Consider the following 23,454-nt stretch of genomic DNA (forward strand, 5'->3'; position numbering starts at 1 on the left):
CGGACAAACCCGAAGTCTCGCTCAGGGACTGCGCCGCCCCGGGCTCACTTCTTTCGCCCCGCGGCAAGCGACAGTTTCGCAATCTTGTCGTTGAGCGTCCGGCGCGGCAGACCGAGAATGCGGGCTGCCGCCTCCGTGTTGCCGTTGCACTGATCGAGCACGCGGCTGATTTCCTTGGCTTCGAAGTCGGCCACGAGGTCCCGCAGTGTCTGGCCCGTGCCCACCACACCGCCCGTGCCGCCCTCCCGCGACACGGTACGCGGGCGCCTCAGGCCAAGGACGTGCCGATCCGCCATGATGCGCAACTCGTGCGCATTGCCCGGCCAATGATGTCCCTGCAGCGCCTTGCGGTCGTCGAAGGTGATCTCCGGTGTCTGCCGCCCGTGCCGCGCTGCTGCGGCGGCGAGGAAATGTGCGAAGATCAGCGGCACGTCCGACGGCACCTGCCGCAGCGCGGGAAGCGCCACCTCGTAACCCGCGATCCGGTAATAGAGGTCCTCGCGGAAGGTGCCCTGCCGGATCGCGTCGCGCAACGGACCGGAAGCCGAGGAAATCACCCTGAAGTCCAGCTTGCGCGGCCCCGCAGGCCCGTCCGTCTCGCGGGTCTGCAGGATGCGCAGCAGCTTCGGTTGCAGCGCCATGGACAGGGTGTCGATCTGGTCGAGGAACAGCGTCCCCCCGTCGGCAGAGGCGATCAGGCCGGGGTTCGGCGCCCCCTCTGCCGGGGCGCGCGTGTCGCCGAACAGGATCGGTTCGGCCCCGGCCTCCGGCAGGGTGGCGCAGTTGACCACGACGAACGGGCCTTGCGCGTGCGACCCGCGGTGGTGCAGCAGGCGCGCGGCCAGTTCCTTGCCGGTTCCGGTCTCGCCGGTCAGGACCACGTCGATGGCCAGCGGCGCGATCTCCGCCAGCGTGTCGCGCAGGGCGGCCATCGTGCGGCTCTCGCCGATGAAATCCGCCTGCTCCTCAAGCCGCGTCTGCAGGCGCGCGACCTCGGCCTTCAGGCGCCCGGTCTTCAGCGCGCGTTCGATCACCGACATCAGGTGCCCGGCGTCATAGGGTTTCTCGAGGAAATCCTCCGCCCCGCGCTGCATTGCCCGGACAGCATGGGCGACGTCGCCATGGCCGGTCAGCAGTACCACGGGCACGTCGCATCCCGCATCGACCAGCCCGTCGAGCAGCCCGATGCCATCCATCCCCGGCATCCTGAGGTCGGTCAGCACGAGGTCAGGCGGCGTGGCGATGGCGGCTGTCAGCGCCGCCGCGGCCGCGTCGAAGGCGACGGTCTCGTGCCCTACGGCCGAGATCAGGTCGCACAGCCCTTCAAGGTGGTCCGGGTCGTCGTCGACGACGAACACGCGGGCGCCGGTCATTCCGCGGCGATCCGGTCGGAGGCCAGTGCCTCGAAGCTCAAAAGCGCGCAAGTGCCGCCCCCCGCCGCGTTCGACAGCGTCAGCTGGCCGCCGAACTCCTCCACGATGTTGCGCGAAATGGACAGCCCGAGCCCAAGGCTCTCGCCGGTCTTCTTGGTGCTGAAGAACGGCTCCACCACCTTGGTCAGCATCGACGAGGGAATGCCCGGGCCATTGTCGATGACAGCGATCTCGACGGCGGTTCCGGACTGCCGCCGCTCCACCCGGATGCGCGGCTCGTCCCGCCCGGCGACGGCGTCGAGCGCATTCATCAGCAGGTTGACCAGCACCTGTTCCAGCCGGACCTGCCCGGCGAGGATCACCGGCACCGCCCCTTCGGGATCGAAGGCGATAGTGACGCCTTCGTCCGTCGCCCGCGGCGCGACCAGTTCCATGGCATTGCGGATGGCCGGGTCGACGGCGACCGGCGACCGCTCTCCGGCCTCCTTGCGCGAGAAGCTCTTCAGGTGCCGGATCGTCCGCAGCATCCGCCGGATGTGGCTGCGCGCCTTCTCGATCCGCGAGGTGGCGTAGGGGTCCGTGACGGTGCCCGACAAGAGCGTGGCGGCAAGCGTGGCCTCCATCGCCGCAAGAGGCTGGCTGATCTCGTGCACGATGGCCGCCGACATGCGCCCCAGCGCTGCCATCTTCTCCGAATGGATCAGCGCATCCTGTGCCGCGCGCAGGTCGTCCTCGGTCCGCCGCCGCTCCTCGATCTCGCGGGCAAGCGCGGCGGTCCGTTCTGCCACGCGCGCCTCCAGCAGGGCGCCCTGCCGCAGCCGCATGTCGATCAGCCGCCGCCTCTGCCACCACGTCTGCAAGAGCGCCCCGAGCGCCAGCGCCGTCAGCAGCACGACGCCCGCCGTGATCGACGCGCCACGCAGCGCGGGTGCCAGCGACGTGCTGCCCAGGAGGACCCAGTCGTCCACCGGAAGGGTTTGCCGCCGCAAAAGCCGCGTGCCGCCGCCGACCGGCACGAGGTCCTGCCCCGCCCCGTCAAGCAGCGGCAGCCGATCCGCCACCGGGATGTTGGCAAATACACGCTCCTCCACGATGGCGGCGCGATGCTCCGGCGACAGCGGCAGCAGGGGGCGGTAGAGCCAGTCCTCCAGCCCAGACAGGATGATGACGCCGAAACTGTCCGCCACTGCCAGCGTGTCCCCGGCATCGGCCCAGGTGTCCTGCAGCGGGCGCAGGTCGACCTTCACGACGATCACCGCAGGCCGCCCGTCGATGTCGGCGCGCGAAGACAGGAAATAGCCCGGCTCCCCGGTGGTGACGCCCACCGCGTAGAACCGCCCTGCCCCACCGCTCATCGCGTCCTTGAAATAGGGGCGGAAGGCGTAGTTCTCGCCGACGAAGCTCTTGTCGTCCAGCCAGTTGCTCGATGCGATGGCGGTGCCGGTGTCGTTCAGCAGGAAAAGCTCGCTGGCCCCCGACTGACGGGCGACAACCTCCAGCGCCCGGCTGGCGGCCTCCGTCCTCGCGGTATCTTCCGGGCTCTCGACCGCGGCACCGATGCGCGGGTCCTCCAGCGCGATGGAAGGCAGGTAGCGAAACCGCTCGATCTCTGCCTCGATGGTGCGGGCCGTCAGGACCAGAGACCGGTCCACCCTCTGCGCCAGCGCGCCCTTGGCCACATGCCACGCGGCAATGCCCGCCACGCCGGCCGCAAGTGCGGCACAGAACACAACCAGCGGCCAGAAGGCTCTGTGACGGAGCGGTCTCATGGCGTCACTCTGACACGAGAGCCACGGCGGCGGAACTGTCTTCGTCGCAGGGGGCGATGCGCACCGGCGCGCCGGGCGTGGCGCCGATCTCGCGGCAGACCGACCCCGTGCACAGCTCCCATCCGCCCACCGTCGCGCCGGAGGCGGCGAGCATCAGTTCCGGCACCCGCAAGTCGCTGTCCCAGACCCACCAGCCGTCCTGCAGCCGGGCGTCCAGGCCGGGTTCCATCCCGGCGCCAGACCCCTGAACCGCGCTCCGGACAAGCCGCAGCGCGTCCTCTTCCACCACCCATGTCTCCTTCCAGCCGGTGCGTTCCACCGAATGCGTCCATGACAGGGTGAACTGCGGCGCCGCCAGCGCGGCCACGGCAGCACCGATGCACAGCGCGCTCATGCCTGCGCCGCTTTGCGCCCGCCGAACCAGATCAGCCCGGCGGTGAGCAACACCAGTGCAAAGCCGATCTCGTCCGTCATCGGCACGGAGGCAATCAGCGTGAAGGCCGCGACCATGGCAAGGGCCCGCACCGGCCAGCCGAGCCTGTGGCCGAACCAGCCGATCACCGCGATGCCCCAGAGCATGATCGACACGGCGGTCTTGAACACCACGTAGGCCACGGCGGGCCAGAAGCCGATTGCCTCCGCCAGGGGACCGCCCGGCTGCAGCATCAGGACCGGCGTGTAGACCGCCATGAAGGGGATGACGAAACCTGCCGCCGCGACCTTGATCGCCTCCATCGAGATCCTGAGGCCATTCGCCTTCGCAATCGGGGCAGCCGCGAAACAGGCCAGCGCCACGGGGGGTGTGAGGTCCGCGAGAATGCCGAAGTAGAAGACGAACATGTGGCTGACGATCAGCGGCACGCCCAGGTCCAGAAGCGCCGGTCCCGCGATGGACGAGGTGATGATGTAGTTGGGGATCGTGGGGATCCCCATCCCGAGGAAGATGCAGGTGACCATCGTCAGCACCAGCGACAGAAACAGGTTCTCCTGCCCGATGGCGACGATGAACTGGCCGAAGGTGTTGGCCGCCCCGGTCAGGGTCATGGTGCCGATGATCACGCCCACCAGCGCGCAGGCCACACCCACCGGCAGCGCCGTGCGGGCGCCCTCAGCCAGGCTGTCGCGGATCAGGGCCAGCGTCTCGCGCCCGCCTTTCGTCAGCGCGCACCAGGCAAGGAGGGCCGCGATGGCGATGAAGAGGATGTTGGTGCCGAACTGCAGGAAGGCCGCGGTGACAAGGCCGAGCCCGATCCAGAACACCGTCCTGAGCGCCGGTGACGGCAGGCCCAGCACGATGGAACCGCCGAGGATCAGCAGGACCGTCAGGCCAAGCCCGACCGTGCCCGCAAACAGCGGCGTGTAGCCCCCGAACAGCAGGTAGACGAGCACCCCCAGCGGCACCAGCAGCATCCAGCCCTCGCGCACCGCCTTCATGGGGGACGGCAAGTCCTCCTTCGGCAGGCCGCGCAGCGCGTGTTTGCCCGCTTCGAGGTGCACGATCCAGAAGGCGGAGGCGAAGTAGAGGATCGCCGGGACCAGCGCCGCCTTGACGACCTCGACGTAAGGAACGTCCAGCGTCTCGGCCATGATGAAGGCCACGGCCCCCATGACCGGCGGCATGATCTGGCCGCCCATCGAGGCGGTGGATTCGACGCCGCCCGCGAACTCTGCCCGGTAGCCGAAGCGCTTCATCAGCGGAATGGTGAACTGCCCGGTCGTCACCACGTTGGCGACGCCGGAGCCGGAGATCGTCCCCATCAGGCCCGACGACACGACCGACACCTTCGCCGCACCACCCTGCCGGTGCCCGAAGAGCCCCATGGACACGTCTGTAAACAACTGGATCATCCCCGCCCGTTCCAGGAACGAGCCGAACAGGATGAACAGGAAGATGTAGGTCGAGGACACGTAAATCGGGATGCCGTAGATGCCTTCGGTACCGAAGGCCATGTGGTCGATCACCTGCTCGAAGGCGTAGCCGCGGTGGTCCAGCGGATACGGTAGATACTCGCCGAAAAGGCAGTACAGCAGGAACAGGCCCGCAATGATCGGCAACGCCATGCCCATCATCCAGTAGGCAGCGGCGAAGACGGTGACGAGAGCTATGACCCCGACGGCGATATCGGCGCCGGTCGGGCGGCCCGCGCGCAGGATCAGGTCCTGGTATTCGACCCATTGGTAGCAGGCCACGAGGATGCCCGCGGCGGCCAGCACCCAGGCAAGGGCGCGTAGGACAGGCCACGCGTCGCGGGCGTAGGCCACCAGCGGAAAAGTCAGCGCCATCAGGAAGCCCACGTGGATGGCCCGCACGATCTGGCTGGGCATGTCCAGAAGGTGGGCGGCGGTGGCGATCTGAAACAGCGAAAAGATCACGGCGATCCAGAACAGGACACGTCCGACCCGTCCGGCCGGAAAGGTGACGCCATGGGTCTCCGCCGAGACAGGCGGGGCGGCTTGGTCAGTCATGTCGGTCTTCCTTGCAAACGGAACGCGCGCCGCGCGCGAGGGGCACGCGGCGCCGTGGGTCAGCCTCCGATCAGTTGATCAGGCCCTGTTCCCGGTAGAAGCGTTCCGCGCCGGGGTGCAGCGGGATCGGCATGCCTTCGAGCGCGCTCTCGAGCTTGATCTGCGCCGCCGCCTGGTGCGACGAGGTCAGTGTCTCGATGTTCTCGAACAGCAGTTTGGTCATCTGGTAGGCGAGTTCGTCCGACACGTCGGAATGCGTCACGAGGTAGTTGGCAATGGACACGGTCGGGACATCGCTTTCCTGCCCCTCGTATGTGCCCGCGGGAATCGTCGCCGCCTGGTAAGGCGCGCCGAGGGTTTCGGCGATGGATGCGGGGATCTCCACCACGGTGATCGGGACCGAGGTCGACAGGTCGCGGATCGACGCCACGCCAAGGCCCGCAGACTGCAGCGTCGCGTCGAGCTGGCGGTTCTTCATCAGTTCGACCGACTCCGCGAACGGCAGATATTCGGTCTTGCCGAGGTCGTCGTAAGACATGCCCGCCGCCCCCATGATCGCGCGCGCGTTCAGTTCCGTGCCGGACGCAGGCGCGCCGACCGAGACACCCTTGCCGGCGAGATCCGCCAGCGTGGTCGCGCCGCTTTCCTGAAGCGCGACGAGCTGGACGTAGTTCGGATAGATGCCCGCGATGCCGCGCAGCTTGTCCAGCTTCTGCGGGAAACCGGCTTCCGTATCCCCGGCCCATGCCGCCGCGACGCTGTCACCCAGCGCAAAGGCGATCTCGCCCCGGCCGTCCTGCAGCAGGTTCAGGTTCTCGACCGACGCCTTGGTGGACTGCACCTGCGTGCGCACCTTGTCGATGTTCTCGGCGTAGATGTTCGACAGGCCGACGCCGAGCGGATAGTAGACGCCCGAGGTGCCCCCGGTGAGTACGTTCACGAAGTTCTGGGCATGGGCGCCGGTTGCGCCGACCAGGATGATGGATGCGGCGACGGTCCCGCGCAGTGCGGCTGTGAGATAGTTCATGGTATCCTCCCTTGTGCTGATCGCCCGTGGGACGATCGGCATCAAGGAACAGTGGCGCCCGGAAAATCTCAAAGAATAGGCGTGTTCAGGCCGGAAATGGCGGGCAATCCGTTGCCCGGTCCGTGGCGAATAATTGCCCGGGGGACTGCATGGCCTTGATTACCGCCGGTTCGCAGGCGGGCGGGCTTTTCGCAATGGCAGATGCATCGAGCGGTCGGCGTTTCCCTGCATTCCGGTGCCTTGGCTGGCCGTTCCCACGACCATACCCGCCGGACCGGGTAGGCCCGACGATGCCATGCGCGTTCATCTGCCCCATTGCGCCAGACCCAGCCCCGAATCATCGCCGCGCGTCACGCGTTCTGCCCGCGCCGGGGCCCAACCCGAAGCGGCTACAAGGCCAAAAGCGTCCTTACGTCACCCAAAAGTGCCTTTACGGCAGGCGCCAATATTCCCTGCAGATTTTTGACCAATCGGCAAAAACTCGCGCTGACGTTGTACGCGGAGCTCAAAAAACTGGACGTCAAGGCTCTGTTACCAAAGGCTGTCAGGAAACAACGAAAGACATCAACGGGGCCATTCCATGTTTCACAATCCGCTTAACGGCCGGGCCTTTGGCCGTGCCTTCACCAATCCGTTCAATTTCGAATTCGGGACCCGCCGCGGCGACGAGCTGACCGGCACCGAGGGCACGGACTTCATCTTCGGCCGGAGCGGCGATGACACGGTGATCGCCTCTGACGGTCTCGACTTCATCATGGGCGACCGTGGCTTCGACACCGTGGTCTATTCCGGCTCGATCCTCGACGCGGACATTGCCCTCTCGGGTCTGAAGAAGGGCAAGCACCACGCCCTGAACGCATCCACCGCGATCGTGACGACCACCGATGCGCAGGGCGCCGTGACCTCCATCGACGTGCTGAAGCAGGTCGAGGCGCTCTATTTCGAAGCGGACGACTACACGCTCTACCTCGACGGGACCAACAATGCCGTGCTGGCAGGCGACGACACCGCCGCCACCACGGAGACCGAGGCCGTCACCCTCGACACCGCCGACCTGCTGGCAAACGACACCGAGTTCGACGGCGACACGCTGACGATCATAGCCGTCGACGGCACCTCTGCGCGGGGGGCGACGGTCACCATGGCCGACGGGCAGATCACCTACACCCCGGCCTTCGACGAACTGGCCGAGGGCGAGACGGTGGAGGACACCTTCACCTACACGGTCGATGACGGCTACGGCGGGACCGACACCGCAACCGTCACCGTGACCGTCACCGGCACCAACGACGCACCGGTGCTGACCGTCTCCGACCCGGCGATCACGATTGATGAGAACACCACCGCGGTTATGACGGTCTCTGCCACGGACGTCGACAACGGCGCGGTGCTGACCTACTCGCTCGAAGGTGACGACGCGGCGCTGTTCCAGATCGCCGAGGACGGCACCATCACCTTCGTTGGCGCGCCGGACTACGAGGCGCCCGCCGATGCGGACACCGACAACACCTACGAACTGACCGTCGTGGTCACCGACGAATACGGCGCGCGCGACGAGCGGGCGATCACCGTCACAGTCAGCGATGTTTCGGAGAAGCTCCTCGTCACGCAGGGGTTCGAGACCGAAGCCACCGGCAGCCGGTACGAATACGATCCGGCGGCAGGCAGCCTGAGCCAACTGGGCGAAATCGTCGATCTGCCCAACGTGGCCGGCCTTGCGAGCGTCGACAGCACCGAGGCCTCCACCGGGCTCTGGGGTTATGACCTGGAGTGGGAGAACACCCGCAACGACGTGGGTATCTCGGACGGCGACTGGATTGGCGTGCAGTCCTTCGCGGGCGACGTTGGCGCCTTCAGCGAAGGGCAGCAGGGCTACGAGCTGTCGGATTCGGACGGCCTGCTGCGCCTGACTTTCGACACCATCGACCTGTCCAACCGTACCGAGAACCACGTTGTGAAGGTCTCTCTCGACACCTTCCTCGTGGAGACGGGCTGGGAAACGGACGACCTGCTGCGGATCGTCGTCGAAACCAACCTCGGCACCTTCACCCTGATCGACACCACCGGGCAGGACATCGACGACCTCGACATCGAGGGCGCATGGCAGAACCTGTCCACCAAGCTGCCCGATGGCGTGACCGAGGCGTCGCTGGTGGTCGAGGTCGATTCCAATGCCGCAGCGGAGGCTGTGTACGTCGACAACGTGAGGCTGGAAGAGATCTTCCAGGTGACCCAGAGCTTCGAGACCGAGGCCACCGGGGCGCAGTACCAGCTCGACGATGCCGCCGACGGTCCGACCGCGCTTGGCGAGGAGGCCGAGGTGCCGAACCGTCCGGGCCTTGCGACCGTGGACAGCACCGCCGCCTCTGCCGGGCAGCTCGGCTTTGACCTGACATGGGTGAACACGCGCGGCGACGTGGGCCTGTCGGACGGCGATTTTGTCGGCGTGCAGGACTACGCCGGTGTCGTCGGCGCCTACACCGATGGCCTTCAGGGGTACGAACTGTCGGACGGCGACGGCCTGCTGCGGATGTCCTTCGACACGCTCGACCTGACCGACGTGGGCGAACTGACCTTCTCCATCGACTATTTCCTGCAGTCGACCGGCTACGAATCCGACGACCTGCTGAAGGTCTACGTCGCCACCGACGCGGGTGAGGTCATCCTGCTCGACTCGACCGGGCAGGACATCGACGACCTGGGCATCGAGGGCGCGTGGAACACCCTCTCGGCCACGGTCGACGCCTCGGTGAACAGCGCGCAGCTGATCGTGGAGTTCGACAGCAACTCCGGCAGCGAGGCGGTCTACCTCGACAACGTCATCGTCACCGCCGACCCGGATGCCGTGGTCGAACCGCCGGTCGAGGACATCACCCTGATCTCGGAGATCCAGGGATCGGGCGATGCCTCCGGAATGGTCGGCCAGCAGGTCACCGCATCTGCCATCGTCACCGCACTGACGGACGAGGGTTTCTGGCTGCAGGAAGAAGACGGCGACAGCGACGGCGACACCGCCACCTCCGAAGGCATCTACGTCTACACCGGCGGCGGCTATGCCGTCACGCTCGGGGATCTTGTCGAGGTCACGGGGTCGGTCACGGAGTACTTCGGCCTGACGGAAATCACCTCCGTGTCGGGCGTCGTGGTCCAGTCCTCCGGCAACCCGCTGCCCGCCGCAACGGTGGTGGCCCTGTCGCCGGACACCGCGCCGGACTGGGAGAGCCTCGAGGGCATGCGACTGGAGGTCATCTCCGGCACCACGGATGCGCTGACGATCAACGAGAACTACAACCTCGCCCGTTACGGCCAGATCTCGGTCTCGGCGGGCACGCAGGTGCAGCCGACGCAGATCTACGATGCGCAGACCGAACAGGCGGAAATCGCGGCGCTGGCCGAGAAGAACGCCAATGCCTCGCTCCTCCTGGATGATGGGCTGACCAGCCAGAACCCCGACGAGTTCCAGTACATTCCCGACAGCAACCCGCTGGACAGCAACGACTATCTCGACAAGGACGACGACTTCGGCGACAGCGGCACCACCGTGCGTCTCGGCACCGAGATCGCGCAGCCGATCGAGGGCGTGCTGGGCTACTCCTTCGACGAGTGGACGCTGCAGGTGACGGACACGCTGGTCTTCGACGAAAGCGCGAACCCGCGTCCGACCACCGCGCCCGACGTGGGCGGCAGCCTGCAGGTGGCCTCCTACAACGTGCTGAACTTCTTCACCACGATCGACCAGGGCTCCAACGCGACCGGACCGAACGGAGATCTCGATCCGCGCGGCGCCGACACGGCGGAGGAATTCGCCCGCCAGTCCGCCAAGATCGTGGACGGCATCATCGGCACCGGCGCCGAGGTCCTTGCCCTGCAGGAGATCGAGAACAACGGCACCACCGCCATCGGCACGCTGGTCGACCTGCTGAACGCCGAGGGCACATCTGCCACCTATGCCTACGTCGATCCGACCGGCACCGGGGACTTCATCGGCGAGGACGCGATAACCACGGGGATCATCTACGACTCCTCCTCCGTGACGCTGCTGCACTCCGAGTACCTCGTCTACGCGGAACCTTCGGCGGACGCGACGGCGGCCATCGCCTCCGATCTCGCCAGCTACATCGGCAGCAGTTTCGACGACTACCAGCGCAACCGGCCTTCGGTCGCCGCGACCTTCGAGGATGCCAGCGGCAACACGTTTACCGTCGTCTCGTCGCACTTCAAGTCCAAGGGGGCGAGCGGCCTCGACGACCTCGCGGGCGACGCCGAAACGTGGCTGACGAACAACGCGGGCAACGCCAACTACGCGACGGTCGAGGGTCTGCTGGCCGATCTTTACGCCGATCCGAACTTCGATCAGGGCGACGGTCAGGGCTTCTGGAACGGTGTCCGCCTCGATGCGGCGGTGGAACTCGCCGACTGGATCGCCAACACCTACAACGGCGGCGGCACCACCAACTACGCCCTGCTCGGCGACATGAACTCCTATGCCGAGGAGGACGCGGTCCAGTATCTCGATGACGACGCGGGGCTCGTCGACCTGATCGACACCTTCGTGCCGGGCGGTCAGGACGAGGCCTACTCCTACGTCTTCGATGGCCAGCGGGGCACGCTGGATCAGGGTCTGGCCGACACGGCGCTGGCGGCGCATGTCACCGGCGCGGCGGAGTGGCACATCAACGCCGACGAACCCGGCCTGATCGGCTACGACACCAGCTTCAACGACCCGGCGTTCTACAACGATGGCATCTACGCCTCGTCGGACCACGATCCGCTGATCTTCGGGCTGGACTTCAACTACGTCTGATCCGGCACCATCCGAACGACATCAAAGCGCGGCCTTCATCGGGCCGCGCTTTTTCTTTGCGGTGTGTCCCCGCGAGGCCAGTCACGCGTCGTCGGGGATGCCGAAGAACCGCAGATACTTGTCGATGGCCCGCGCGATGACCTCTTCCGGATTGTCCGGCGCGGGCAGGCTGTAGATGTGCGTGCGGATGCCGATGTAGACGATCCCGCCGTGCAGGTTCCACAGGTCCTCCATGGTCGGCTGCGTCGGACCGGAGGTCAAAGCCGCCGTTTCCGCCAGCACGGGACGGAGAATCACGTCGCCCAGGTGTTTGAGGTAACGGTTGTTCAGGGCCGCCCCGGCAAGACCCGAGAACATGAAGATCCGCATCCAGTCATGTTCGAAGATCAGCCCGCTGTACTCGGTGTAGAACGCCAGAAGCCGCGTCCTCAGGGGCACTGAACGGTCGGTCAGCCGGTCGGGCCAGTCGTTGGACAGGCGACCCAGATAGACCTTCTCGTAGACCGCTTCCAGCAGCTCTTCCTTGGTGGCGAAGTACTTGAAAAGAAGGGATTGCGTGACCCCCAGCCGCTTCGCCAGCTGGCGGGTGTTCCCCTCCAGCCCGACCTCGGCGAAGAAGCGCACCGCCTCGTTCACGATCTGCTCGCGCCGCTCCTGCGGAGGCAATCTCCGGCGTGCGGCCGTGTCCCTGTCCTGTTCGGTCTGGTTGTCCACGACGGTGTCCCTGGCTCGTTGTCCCGGAACCCGTTTAGCAAATTTTTCTTGTAATGCTCACATTTTTATAGATCATCCGCTCAACAAGAGTGAGCAGACGATCAATAATCGTCAAAGGACGGGTCGCGCTCATGTAGGGAGGATACCAACATGAAGGCATCGGCGGGCGGATATGCCCGGGCTGTCGACGTGGCGCACGCGCTGGAGCTGATGGCCCAGTCGGACGGCGCGGGTCGTTTCCTGGCAGGTGGCCAGAGCCTTGTCGCAGCGATGAACATGCGTCTGTCCGAAGGCGACATGCTGATCGACATCTCCCGGATTTCGGAGCTGTCCGGCGTGGCCGAGGACGGCGACCTCCTGCGCATCGGCGCGCTGACCCGGCATGCACAGGTCGGCAGCGACCCGATGATCCGTACCCACGCGCCGCTTCTGGCCGAGGCCGTCCGCTACATCGCCCACGCCGCGGTCCGCAACCGCGGCACCATCGGCGGCGCGCTGGCCCATGCCGATCCGGCGGCGGAGTTCCCGGCCTGCGCCCTCGCACTTGGTGGGACGCTGCACGCAAGCGGCGCCAACGGCACCCGCGACATTCCCGTGGAGAACTTCTTCGAGGACGTCTTTACCACGGCGCTCGAGGAGGACGAGATCCTGACGGCGATTTCCGTGCCGAAGGCCGAGGCAGGCGAAGTCCAGATCATCGAGGAAGTCGCGCGCCGCTCCGGCGACTATGCTCTGACCGGCCTTTGCCTCGTGCGGCGCAAGGCTGGGCACAGGCTGTCGGTGTTCTCTGCCGGGCCGGTGCCGACGCTGGCGCGCGGTGCGATGCAGGCGCTCGATGCGGGCGACATAGATGCAGCGGTCGAGGCACTGCGCTCCGAGATCGATCCCCCCTCCGACACACAGGCAAGCGGCAGCTACCGGCGGCATCTGGCAGGCGTGCTCCTGCGGCGGGCCGTGGCGCGCATCGAAGGAGACAACGCATGACACAGGCCTTCCGCGACAAGGTAGACGTATCGCTGACGGTGAACGGCGAACCGGTCGAGGCACGGGTGCCCGCAGGTCAACACCTCGTCGATTTCCTGCGCACCGAACTGGGCCTGACCGGCGCCCACGCGAGCTGTGAACACGGCGTCTGCGGGGCCTGCACCGTCCGGGTGGACGGTCAGGCGGTCCGGGGCTGCCTGATGCTGGCCGCGCAGGCCGACGGGGCAGAGGTCTGGACAATCGAGGGGCTGACCGACACCGGCACGATCACCGATCTGCAGGACGCCTTCGTCGCGCGCAACGCGCTGCAATGCGGGTTCTGTACGCCGGGTATGCTGGTCGCTGCAGAGGAACTGCTGAAGGGTGGCACCGTCCCCTCGCGGGCGGCGATCCGGGAACACCTGTCCGGCAACTACTGCCGCTGCACAGGCTACGAGGCCATCGTGGACGCGGTCGAAAGTGTCGCGCACGCGCGCGCCGAGGAGGACCGCGCATGACCATCGCATTCGGAAACCCCGACCGTCCCAATTCCTACATCGGCAAGACGGTCCCCCGCCCCAACGCCGCCAAGCTGGTGCAGGGGCGCGGGCGTTACGTGGACGACATCACCCTGCCCCGCATGGTGCATGTGGCCTTTGTCCGGTCGCCCTTTGCCCATGCCCGGATCAAGCGGATCGACCTTGCCGATGCGAAGGACGTGAAGGGCGTGCTGCGGGTCTTTACCGGCGCGGATCTGGCCGAGGTATGCACGCCATGGGTGGCCGTTCTGGCGCACCTGAAGGGTCTGAAGTCCCCGCCGCAGCACGCGCTGGCGGTCGACCGCGCGACATGGGTGGGCGAGCCGGTGGTGGCCGTCGTCGCCACGACCCGCGCCGCGGCAGAGGACGGCGCCGCACGGATCGACGTGGACTACGAGCCGCTTCCGGTCGTCACCGACACGATGACCGCGCTCGATGCCGGCACGCCGGTGATCCATCCCGACCTCGGCGACAACCTCGCCTTCCGGCGGCTGCACGAAGAAGGCGACGTGGAGGCCGCGATGGCCTCGGCCCACAGGGTGATCTCTGCGAGCTTCCGCACCGCGCGGCACACCGGCGTCACGCTCGAACCCCGTTCCATCCTCGTCGACTGGAACCCGGCCGAGGGGCAGATGACGGCTTACCACGCCACTCAGGCGCCGCACATGATCCAAACGGTTCTGGCCCAGCACCTCGACATTCCCGAAAGCCGGGTGCGGGTGATCTGCGGCGACGTGGGCGGGTCCTACGGGATCAAGGTGCACGTCTACCCGGACGAGGTCGCAACCGCCGCCATCGCCAAGATCATGGGGCGCCCGGTAAAGTTCATCGCCGACCGGCTGGAGAGTTTCTCGACCGACATCCACGCCCGCGACCACGAGATCGAGGCGAAGATCGCGGTGGATGCGGAGGGAAAGATCCTCGCCATCGACGTCGACGACTGGACCGGCATCGGGCCCTATTCGGTCTATCCCCGCACCTCGGCCATCGAGGGCAACCAGGTGGTGAACCTCTGCGGCGGCCCCTACGACTTTGCCAACTACCGCGCGCAGACGACGGTCGTCTTCCAGAACAAGACCCCGACCTGCCAGTATCGCGCGGTGGGCCATCCCATCGCCGTGGCGATCACCGAGGGGCTGGTGGACATGGCCGCCGCCGCCATCGGCATGGACCCGGTCGAGATCCGGCGCCGTAACATGTACGCCGACGACGCATACCCCGTGACCTCGCCCGCCAAGATGCGGTTCGAGGGGCTGTCGCATCACGCCTCGATGGACAAGCTCATCGCGATGATGGACTACGACGCGCTGCGTGCGGACCAGGCCGAGGCGCGGAAGCAGGGCAAGTACCGCGGCATCGGCATCGCCTCCTTCATCGAACTGACGAACCCCTCGCCCTTCATGTACGGCATCGGCGGGGCGCGGATCTCGGCTCAGGACGGTTGCACTGTCCGCATGGACCCCGATGGTTCCATCGTTGCGCTGTCCGGGGTGACCGAGCAGGGACAGGGCACCGAAGCGATGCTGAGCCAGGTCGTCGCCGAAGGCGTCGGCGTGCCGCCCTCCTCCGTGCGCGTCATCACCGGCGATACCCAGGTCACACCCTACGGCGGCGGCACATGGGCGTCGCGCGGGGCAGGCATCGGCGGCGAGGCCGCGCTGCAGGCCGCACGTGCCCTGCGCCAGTCGATCCTCGAAGTCGCGGCGTCGATGTTGCAGGCGGATGCCGGTGCGCTCGACATCCGCGACGGGCAGGTGGTGAACACCGACACCGGCGAAGAGCGCCTCCCGCTGGAGGAACTGGGCCGCATCGTTTATTTCCGCGGCGACACCCTGCCCAAGGGTCTGCCCCGCGAACTGGTGCAGACCCGGCACTTCATCACGATGGACTACCCCTTCGCCTTCACCAACGGCGTGCAGGCGTCCTACCTCGAGGTCGATATCGAAACCGGCGTCGTCACCCTGCTGAAGCACTGGTGCGTGGAGGATTGCGGGCGGGTCATCAACCCGCAGCTTGTCGACGAACAGATCCGGGGCGGCATCGTGCAGGGCCTCGGCGGCGCGCTTTACGAGGAAATCCACTACGACAGCGACGGCCAGCTGCTGAACGGCTCGATGGCGGATTACCTTGTGCCGATGGCCGGCGAGATGCCGGACATGCAGATCGGCCACGTCGAGACGCCCACCAGCGAAAGCGAACTCGGCGCCAAGGGGGCGGGAGAGGCTGGCACAGCCGGGGCCCCGGCGGCTGTCATGAACGCAATCAACGACGCCCTGCGCCCGCTCGGGGCGCAGGTCACCGAGATGCCCTTCACCCCGGAGCGCATCCTGCGTGCGCTCGGGGCATTCGAGGACTGAACCAATCGACGGGCGCGACGGGAGCGCGCCCCGAACCAGGGAGGAACAACCATGACTTTCATGAAACTTGCGACCACCACCGCGATGGCGGTGCTGATGGGCGGCGCCGCACTGGCGCAGCAGAGCATCACGGTCAACATCGGCTCGTCGCACCCGGAGGCCAACATCTGGGTCTACGCGATGAAGAACACCTTCCAGCCGGAGGTGAACCGCATCCTTGCCGAGAACGGCAACGAGTATCAGGTCGACTGGGTCGAGAGCTATGCGGGCACGCTCTACAAGTTCACCGACACGCGCGAGGCGGTGATGGACGGCATCGTCGATGTCGGCATGGTCGGCACGGTCTGGGAAGGGGCGAACATGCCGCTTCAGAACGTGACCTACTTCACGCCCTTCGCGACCGAGGATCACCGCATGATCATCGAGATCTTCGATGACCTTTCGGAGAACCTGCCGGAGCTGAAGGACTCGTGGGCGGAGAACGGCATGGTGCACCTGTCGTCGCTGATCACCGACAGCTACGATATCTACGCAACCTTCCCCGTCAACACGATGGAAGACCTGCAGAACCGCAAGCTGAACGCGCCGGGCACCTCGGCCAACTGGCTGCGGGACACGGGCGCCACGCCGGTCGACGGTGCGCTGACCACCTACTACACCAACATCCAGACCGGCGTGACCGAGGGCACCCTCTCCTTCGCCTCAGGCATCCTGCCGACCCGCGTCTACGAGGTTGCCCCCGAACTGACCCGCGTCGGCATCGGCTCGATGTATTTCGGCGGGATCGCGGCGAACAAGGACTTCTTCGAGGGTCTGCCCGCCCCGGTGCAGGAGGCCTTCCGCGAGGCGGCCAAGGCGACGTCCGTGGCGCATGGCGACTACGTGGCCGACCTCGCCGCCCGGGCCATGGACGAAATGCAGGCCGCCGGCCTGACGGTCCACCAGCTGCCGGAAGAAGAAAAGGCGAAGTGGGTCAACGGCCTGCCGAACATCGTCGAGCCCTGGCTGGAGCAGACCGGCGATGCGGGCAAGACCGTGCTCAAGGCCTACTTCGACGCGCTGGCGGAACGGGGCGCGACACCGACCCGGAACTGGGCCGAAGGGCTCTGAGCCTGTCACATACGACCGTCTTGATCCCTGTCAGCCCGATCCCGGAAGGTCGGGCTGACCCCTACTGCAAAGGCAGGCATCCATGAGCGACGACAGCCCCGTCGATACCGAAGACCAGTTCGTCCCGGCCTTTGCCGAGTCTCCGCTGGGTGCTGCGCTCGGCAGTCTTGCGGCGGCCATGTCGGCAGTCGGCACCGCCGCCATCGGGGCGCTGATGCTGCTGATCGTGGCGGATGTCATCGGGCGCAACCTGCTCGACCTGCCCATCACCGGAGTGTCGGAGATCGCCGCCCGCACCGTCGTCGCCATCGTGTTCCTTCAGGTGCCCGCCGCCATCCTGCAACGCCGCCTCACCCGGGCGGATTTCCTTGTCCGGCGCATCGGGCGCACCTCGCCCGCCGCGGTCTCCGTGCTCGAGATCCTGTTCTGCATCACCGGCGCCGTCGTCTTCGCACTGGTCGTCTGGGCGTCGTGGCCGAAGTTCACCTCCGCCTGGACCACGGCCGAGTTCTTCGGCGTCCAGGGGGTATGGACGATCCCCACATGGCCCTTCCGCGGGATCACCGTGCTGGGCGCCGCAACGGCAACGCTCGCGGCCCTCTACCGGGTCACGCGGGAATTCGAAACGATGAAGGCCGCGCAATGACCACCCTGACCATCGGCTTCATCCTGATCGCGGTGCTGATCGCGCTTGTCCTTCTGGGGATGCAGATCGCCTACGCGCTGTTTTCCGTCGCCTTCGTCGGTATCTGGATCATCCGCGACAACATCGGGCTGGCCTTCCGGATGCTGGAGCTGACCGCCTACTCCGGGATCGCCGACTACCTCTTTGCCACCATCCCGCTGTTTGTCCTGATGGGATTACTGGTCAGCGTCTCGAACGTCGGGCGCGACACCTTCGCCGTGGCGGAGGAACTGCTTCGCCGGATGATCTGCGGGCTGGGTGTCGCCACCGTCGCCGCCAACACCGTCTTCGCCGCCGTCACCGGGGTTTCCATCGCCTCTGCCGCGGTCTTCACCCGCGTCGCGGTGCCGGAGATGACGCGCCACGGATACCGCCCCGCCTTCTCGGCGGGCACCGTTGCGGGGTCGTCCGTTCTGGGGATGCTGATCCCCCCGAGCCTTCTGCTCATCATCTACGGCGTGCTGGCCGAAGTCTCTATCGGCGGCATGTTCATCGCGGGCATCATCCCCGGCCTGCTGCTGGCGGGCGGATTCGTCGTCATGCTGATCGGCCTGACCATCGTCGCACCGAAGTTCGTGCTGACCGATCCCGACAGCACACGCGCCCGCAGGCTCGACCGGGAGATCACGCCGATGCCGCTGGACGAGATGATCCGCAAGATGATCCCCATCATCCTGCTTGTGATCCTCGTGCTGGGCGGGCTCTACACCGGGTTCTTCACCCCGACCGAGGCGGGGGGCGTCGGCGCCTTCGGTGCACTCGTGGTCGCCCTTTCCCGCCGGAGCCTCGACCGGCACAAGCTCTGGCAGGTGATGAAGCAGACCGGGGTGATTTCCGTCTCGATCCTGCTGCTCCTGATCGCGGCGTCGTTCTATTCGCGGATGCTGGCCATCGCCGGTCTGCCCAACGCCATCGCCGGGCTGGTCTCCGACTCCGGGTTCGGGCCGCTGGGGTTCATCTTCTTCTACGCGGCGATCATCCTGCTGATGGGGATGATCCTCGACAGCACGTCGATCCTGCTGATCATGGTGCCCATCGCCGCCCCCATCGCGCAGAACATGGGGCTCGACCTGATGCACTTCGGGATTGTCACGGTGATCGCGGTGGAGATCGGACTGCTGACACCGCCCTTCGGGATATCGGTCTTCACGGTGCACAACACGCTGAACGATCCCGACGTGTCGGTCGAACAGATCTTTGCCGCCACCCTGCCGTTCATCGCCGTGATGCTGCTGGTGCTGGTCCTCGTGACCCTCGCCCCGGTGACGGTGACGCTCTTCCTGTAACCGTGGTCGGACTGCGCGTTCAGTGCCGCGACCTGCGCCCGCGTGCCACCGGCCGCGTGCATTGTTCCGAGGATGTCAGGTCGCCCCGCCTTGGCCGTCTTTCCGGCCAAGATTTCTTCCCCGGACAGGCCCGTGACCCGTGGAAAGTCATGTTACCACCGGACAAGGCCGCCGACGGCAATGGTCTGCGCGGCCCCGTCCGCTTCAGGTCTCACGCACGGATCCGTATTCGTCGAGCGACGAGATGAAGTTGGAGAACAACTCGCCCTGAGAGCTGACGCCCAGCTTGCCGTAGATATTGCGCCGGTGAATCCGCACCGTGCCGGTGGCAATCCCAAGGGCGGCGCCCGTCGATTCGGCGGAATAGCCCTTTAGCGTGTACTCAACGATCTCGGCTTCGCGCGGGGTCAGCAGATTGCGTCCGAAGCGCTGGAAGGACTCCTCGATCAGCCGGGACAGGCGCGGCTCTTCGGAATGCGGGCGGTCCGAGAATTTCGCGGCCAGCCCGTGCCAGTGCCGCCGTGCGCAGACCTCGACGAAGGGAAAGACAGCCTGCAGATCGCGGAACTCACGCGACGAAAAGACCTTGTGTTCCCGCATGGCGGAAATCACGACGCTCACCCCCTCACCGACATCGACAATAAAGCCTATTTCTTCGGCAAGTCCGGTTTGCACATAGTAGTTTCTGAAATATTCCGCCTGGTAAAACCGGTCCGGCGCGAGATCGCGCAACCGCGCCAGCCGCGAGGCCGTGGGCGCGACGGAATGCAGGTAGAACGGGTCGAGCAGGTATGGCCCCTCCTGGTAGGCATCGACCATGACCTCACGTTTCCCGGGTGGAAAATTATCATATATATCAAGCGGTCGGCTGTCTCGGTGATAGGCGAAGATCACGGTGAATTCGAACGGAACCACGCACCGCAGGGCATCCGTCAGCGCCTTGGCAAAGCGCGGCGTGTCGAGCGCCAGGACAACCTCGGCGCTGGCGGCGACCCAATCTGAAAGCTGCAGTTTCGCGACCATCTATGCCCTTTGTGATATATACAGCCACAGGCCGTTTCCATACCGTTTTGAAAATTGAAGGCATATGCCACGGCGCGCAAGACCTTTCGGAGAGAAGCGGCCAAACGGACAGGCGGCATGAAGAAGACGATGATCCAGGAACCGTTCACAGCAGATGGCACGCAGGTGTCTTCCCATGACGCGGTGGCGGAATTCGCCGGAACGACCAAGCGGTTCGGCGACGTGCTGGCCGCCGACCGCATCGACCTGCGCATCCGGCGCGGCGAGTTCCTGTCCTTTCTCGGCCCGTCGGGCTGCGGCAAGACCACGGCCCTGCGGATGCTGGCAGGGTTCGAACAGCCGACCTCGGGCGCGGTGCTGATCGACGGCAAGGATGTCAGCGCGGTGCCCGCTTACCGCCGCCCGGTCAACATGGTGTTCCAGCACTACGCGCTGTTTCCGCACATGACCGTTGCGCAGAACGTGGGTTACGGCCTGCGCCAGGTGCGCCCGCGCCTGTCCAAGGCCGAGATTGCCGACAAGGTCGCAACCGCTCTCGCCCGTGTCCGGCTGGAGGACTTCGGCGCGCGCCGCATCTGGGAACTCTCGGGCGGGCAGCAGCAGCGCGTGGCGCTGGCCCGCGCCGTCATCAACGAACCGCAGATCCTGCTTCTGGACGAGCCGATGGCCGCGCTGGACGCCAAGCTGCGCGGCGAGATGCAGCGCGAACTGCTGGAGCTGCAGCGCAGCCTGAACATCACCTTCGTCCTCGTGACCCACGACCAGGAAGAGGCGCTGTCCATGTCGGACCGCATCTGCATCATGGGGCATGGGCGCATCGCCCAGGTGGGCACGCCACAGGATCTCTATGACCGTCCGCGCAGCCGCTACGTTGCGGACTTCGTCGGCAAGGCCAACATCGTGACGGCCCAGATCACCGGGCGGCAGGGGGGCATGGCGCAGGCCGTTCTCGGCAACGGCGCCCGGGTCATCGTGCGGGACGCGCCCGACGACACCCGTACGACCGCCGAGATCGCCGTCCGTCCCGAGGCGCTGAGCCTGAGCAGGGAAGACGCACCCGCAGGCGACGCGGCCGCGATCCCCGCCCGAGTCACGCACCGCACCTTCCTGGGGGACAGAACCGAATATCTGCTGCAAGCCGAAGGCATCGGTTCGCTGCAGGTCAACGCGCCGAGACAGGCCGCAAGAGCCGTGGGCGAACACGACGTGGGCGCAATGGTCCATGTCCTCTGGCCGGCGGGAACGGGCCTCGTTCTTGCCGCCGACACCTGAGTGATCCTGACTTTGTCCAACTAGGGAAAACGAAAATGAAAAACGAACAGAAACCGTTATCGCGCACCGCCTTCATGGAGGAGCTGCGCCGCTACCAGAAAGGCTCTGTCACGCGGCGGCACTTCCTGAACGTCACCGGCCTCGGGACGGCGATGGCAGTGATGGGCGGCGCTCTGCCCGGGCTGCTGCCGTCGCGCGCCCGCGCCCAGGACATCGGCGACAGGGTCGTGCTGGCCACTTGGCCAAACTACCACGATCCGGCGAATTTCGACATGTTCACCGAAGAGACCGGCGCCTACACGCAGGTCAACGTCTTCGGCTCGAACGAGGAGATGCTGGCCAAGATCCAGGCGGGCGGCTCCGGCTGGGACGTGTTCGTGCCGACGAACTATGCCATCCCGACATACGTCGAGGCCGACCTGATCGAGCCGCTGGACCTGTCGAAGATCCCGAACTTCGATCCCGCCTCCTTCGATCCGCGATTCTCCGACGCGGGCACGATCGACGGCACCGTCTATGCCGTGCCGAAGAACTGGGGCACGACCGGCATCGCCTTCAACACCGACAAGACCGGCGGCGTGGTGGACAGCTGGAAGACCTTCTTCGACGGCGCACGCGATCAGTTCGACGGGCGGGTCATGGTGCATGACTACCAGCTGACCACCATCGGCAACGCGCTTGTCTATCACGGCTTCAGCTTCAACTCGGTCGACCCGGAGGAGCTGGCGCAGGCAGAGAAGCTGCTCATCGAGGTCAAGCCGCACCTCTACGCGATTTCGTCGGACTACCAGCCGGCGATGCGCAACGGCGATGCCTGGCTGACCATGTGCTGGACCGGCGACGGCAAGCAGCTGAATACCGACATGCCCGAGATCGGCTTTGCCCTCGGCAAGGAAGGCGGAGAGATCTGGTCGGACTACTACGCCATCCCGAAGGACGCGCCGCACAAGGACGCGGCCTACGCGTTGATCAACTACCTGCTGGATCCGGAGGTGAACGCCCGCGAGGCGCTGGCCCACGGCTATCCGGTGGCCGACAGCCGCACCAACGCGCTGCTGCCCGAAGAGCTGCTGAACGATCCGATCCTCTATCCGGCTGCCGAGGCGCTGACCCCGCTGGAATTCGGTGCCGCGGTGACGCTGACCGACCCCAACCGGGCCGAGGTCATGGCGCGGTTCAAGTCGGCGTAAGGACAAGGGACGATGGCCATGATCCGAAGCCGCGCAAGGGCGCTGCTGCTGACACCGGCGGCGCTGTGGTATGCAGCCCTCCTGCTGCTGCCCCTGGCCGTCGTCCTGATCTTTTCCTTCGGCGAGCGCAGCGCCATCGGCGGTTACGCTCCGGGCTTCACGCTCGAACAATACGCAAACCTCCCGGCGCGGTTCGCGGCGTTCCGTAACACGCTGACGCTCGCGCCGGTGGGCACCCTCCTGTCCCTGCTGATCGCCTACCCGCTGGCCTATTTCCTGGCGATCCGTGTGTCGCCCAGGTGGAAGACGATGCTGCTGGTGCTGGTGATCGTGCCGTTCTGGACCTCGATCCTGATCCGCTCCTACGCATGGATCTTCCTGCTCGGCGGCAAGGGTCTGCCCGCGCTTCTGGCGACCTTCGGGTTCGAGGACATCCGGATGCTGAACGGCCCCTTCGCGGTGCTGGTGGGGATCGTCTACGGCTACCTGCCGCTGATGGTCTTCCCGATATACGTCGCGCTGGAAAAGCTCGACCTGCGCCTGCTCGAAGCGGCCGCCGACCTCGGCACGCCTCCGTGGAGGTCCTTCCTTCAGATCACCCTGCCCCTGTCGATGCCCGGCGTGCTGACCGGGTCGATGCTGGTCTTCATCCTGCTCATGGGCGAATTCCTGATCCCCGCGATCCTCGGCGGCGGCAAGGTGTTCTTCGTCGGCAATGCGCTGGTGGACCTGTTCCTGCAATCGCGCAACTGGGCCTTCGGCTCGGCCGTGGCGGTGGCCCTGGTGATCATCATGCTGATCACGGTCGCGATCTATTCCCGCCTTGTGAAACGCTTCGGCGCGGGCCGCGACGATGTCGCGTTGATGTGAGGCGGA

The 23,454-nt window shown here is 66.2% G+C and carries 17 protein-coding genes; 10 read left to right on the forward strand and 7 right to left on the reverse strand.

Annotated features, from left to right (window positions below):
• Positions 1–44: 44 nt before the first annotated feature.
• From QNI11_RS17585 to QNI11_RS17605, 5 genes are all read right to left on the reverse strand, one after another.
• Entirely contained in the window at positions 45–1,373 is a 1,329-nt protein-coding gene (locus tag QNI11_RS17585) for a sigma-54 dependent transcriptional regulator (protein WP_283981131.1), read from the reverse strand.
• Complete coding sequence (locus tag QNI11_RS17590) at positions 1,370–3,142, reverse strand: ATP-binding protein (protein WP_283981132.1); 1,773 nt, start codon at positions 3,140–3,142, stop codon at positions 1,370–1,372. The genes QNI11_RS17585 and QNI11_RS17590 overlap by 4 nt, the downstream gene beginning before the upstream one ends.
• Before the next feature lie 4 nt (positions 3,143–3,146).
• Positions 3,147–3,536 carry a DUF1850 domain-containing protein gene (locus QNI11_RS17595; RefSeq protein ID WP_283981133.1) on the reverse strand — a complete coding sequence of 130 codons (390 nt, stop codon included), beginning with the start codon at positions 3,534–3,536 and terminating at the stop codon, positions 3,147–3,149.
• A complete protein-coding gene (locus tag QNI11_RS17600) occupies positions 3,533–5,608 on the reverse strand; it encodes a TRAP transporter permease (RefSeq protein WP_283981134.1) in 2,076 nt (691 codons plus the stop codon). The genes QNI11_RS17595 and QNI11_RS17600 overlap by 4 nt, the downstream gene beginning before the upstream one ends.
• A gap of 70 nt (positions 5,609–5,678) precedes the next feature.
• A complete protein-coding gene (locus tag QNI11_RS17605) occupies positions 5,679–6,635 on the reverse strand; it encodes a TAXI family TRAP transporter solute-binding subunit (protein WP_283981135.1) in 957 nt (318 codons plus the stop codon).
• A 580-nt stretch (positions 6,636–7,215) separates the two neighbouring features.
• Here QNI11_RS17605 and QNI11_RS17610 point away from each other — a divergent pair.
• Complete coding sequence (locus QNI11_RS17610; RefSeq protein WP_283981136.1) at positions 7,216–11,439, forward strand: ExeM/NucH family extracellular endonuclease; 4,224 nt, start codon at positions 7,216–7,218, stop codon at positions 11,437–11,439.
• 81 nt (positions 11,440–11,520) lie between these two features.
• Here QNI11_RS17610 and QNI11_RS17615 read toward each other — a convergent pair whose 3' ends face one another.
• Positions 11,521–12,153 carry a TetR/AcrR family transcriptional regulator gene (locus QNI11_RS17615; RefSeq protein WP_283981137.1) on the reverse strand — a complete coding sequence of 211 codons (633 nt, stop codon included), beginning with the start codon at positions 12,151–12,153 and terminating at the stop codon, positions 11,521–11,523.
• A gap of 150 nt (positions 12,154–12,303) precedes the next feature.
• Between QNI11_RS17615 and QNI11_RS17620 the strand changes: the two genes are divergently transcribed.
• From QNI11_RS17620 to QNI11_RS17645, 6 genes are all read left to right on the forward strand, one after another.
• Positions 12,304–13,137, forward strand: coding sequence for a xanthine dehydrogenase family protein subunit M (locus QNI11_RS17620; protein ID WP_283981138.1), 834 nt, complete (start codon positions 12,304–12,306; stop codon positions 13,135–13,137).
• On the forward strand, positions 13,134–13,634 hold the full coding sequence (locus QNI11_RS17625) for a (2Fe-2S)-binding protein (protein WP_283981139.1): 501 nt from the start codon (positions 13,134–13,136) through the stop codon (positions 13,632–13,634). Before QNI11_RS17620 ends, QNI11_RS17625 begins: the two co-directional genes overlap by 4 nt.
• On the forward strand, positions 13,631–16,012 hold the full coding sequence (locus QNI11_RS17630) for a xanthine dehydrogenase family protein molybdopterin-binding subunit (protein WP_283981141.1): 2,382 nt from the start codon (positions 13,631–13,633) through the stop codon (positions 16,010–16,012). Before QNI11_RS17625 ends, QNI11_RS17630 begins: the two co-directional genes overlap by 4 nt.
• 51 nt (positions 16,013–16,063) lie before the next feature.
• Positions 16,064–17,122, forward strand: a complete 1,059-nt coding sequence (locus QNI11_RS17635; RefSeq protein WP_283981142.1) for a C4-dicarboxylate TRAP transporter substrate-binding protein — start codon at positions 16,064–16,066, stop codon at positions 17,120–17,122.
• An 82-nt stretch (positions 17,123–17,204) separates the two neighbouring features.
• Positions 17,205–17,768 carry a TRAP transporter small permease subunit gene (locus tag QNI11_RS17640; RefSeq protein ID WP_283981143.1) on the forward strand — a complete coding sequence of 188 codons (564 nt, stop codon included), beginning with the start codon at positions 17,205–17,207 and terminating at the stop codon, positions 17,766–17,768.
• Positions 17,765–19,093 (forward strand): TRAP transporter large permease, encoded by a 1,329-nt coding sequence (locus tag QNI11_RS17645; RefSeq protein ID WP_100929308.1) that lies wholly within the window; start codon positions 17,765–17,767, stop codon positions 19,091–19,093. Before QNI11_RS17640 ends, QNI11_RS17645 begins: the two co-directional genes overlap by 4 nt.
• Positions 19,094–19,297: 204 nt before the next feature.
• Here the strand turns inward: QNI11_RS17645 and QNI11_RS17650 are convergent, their stop codons facing one another.
• Complete coding sequence (locus QNI11_RS17650) at positions 19,298–20,116, reverse strand: helix-turn-helix transcriptional regulator (RefSeq protein ID WP_100929307.1); 819 nt, start codon at positions 20,114–20,116, stop codon at positions 19,298–19,300.
• 129 nt (positions 20,117–20,245) lie between these two features.
• On the opposite strand from QNI11_RS17650, the gene QNI11_RS17655 reads away from it, so the two are divergent.
• The 3 genes from QNI11_RS17655 to QNI11_RS17665 are packed head-to-tail and all read left to right on the forward strand — an operon-like array spanning position 20,246 to position 23,448.
• Entirely contained in the window at positions 20,246–21,388 is a 1,143-nt protein-coding gene (locus QNI11_RS17655; RefSeq protein WP_373418450.1) for an ABC transporter ATP-binding protein, read from the forward strand.
• 35 nt (positions 21,389–21,423) lie between these two features.
• Positions 21,424–22,578 (forward strand): PotD/PotF family extracellular solute-binding protein, encoded by a 1,155-nt coding sequence (locus QNI11_RS17660; protein ID WP_283981145.1) that lies wholly within the window; start codon positions 21,424–21,426, stop codon positions 22,576–22,578.
• Between the two features lie 21 nt (positions 22,579–22,599).
• The gene (locus QNI11_RS17665; RefSeq protein WP_370312297.1) at positions 22,600–23,448 is read left to right on the forward strand and encodes an ABC transporter permease; all 849 of its coding nucleotides are present in this window, start codon (positions 22,600–22,602) and stop codon (positions 23,446–23,448) included.
• The last annotated feature ends 6 nt before the right edge of the window (positions 23,449–23,454 follow it).

The sequence above is a fragment of the Sagittula sp. MA-2 genome, from assembly GCF_030126985.1.
Lineage (GTDB): Bacteria > Pseudomonadota > Alphaproteobacteria > Rhodobacterales > Rhodobacteraceae > Sagittula.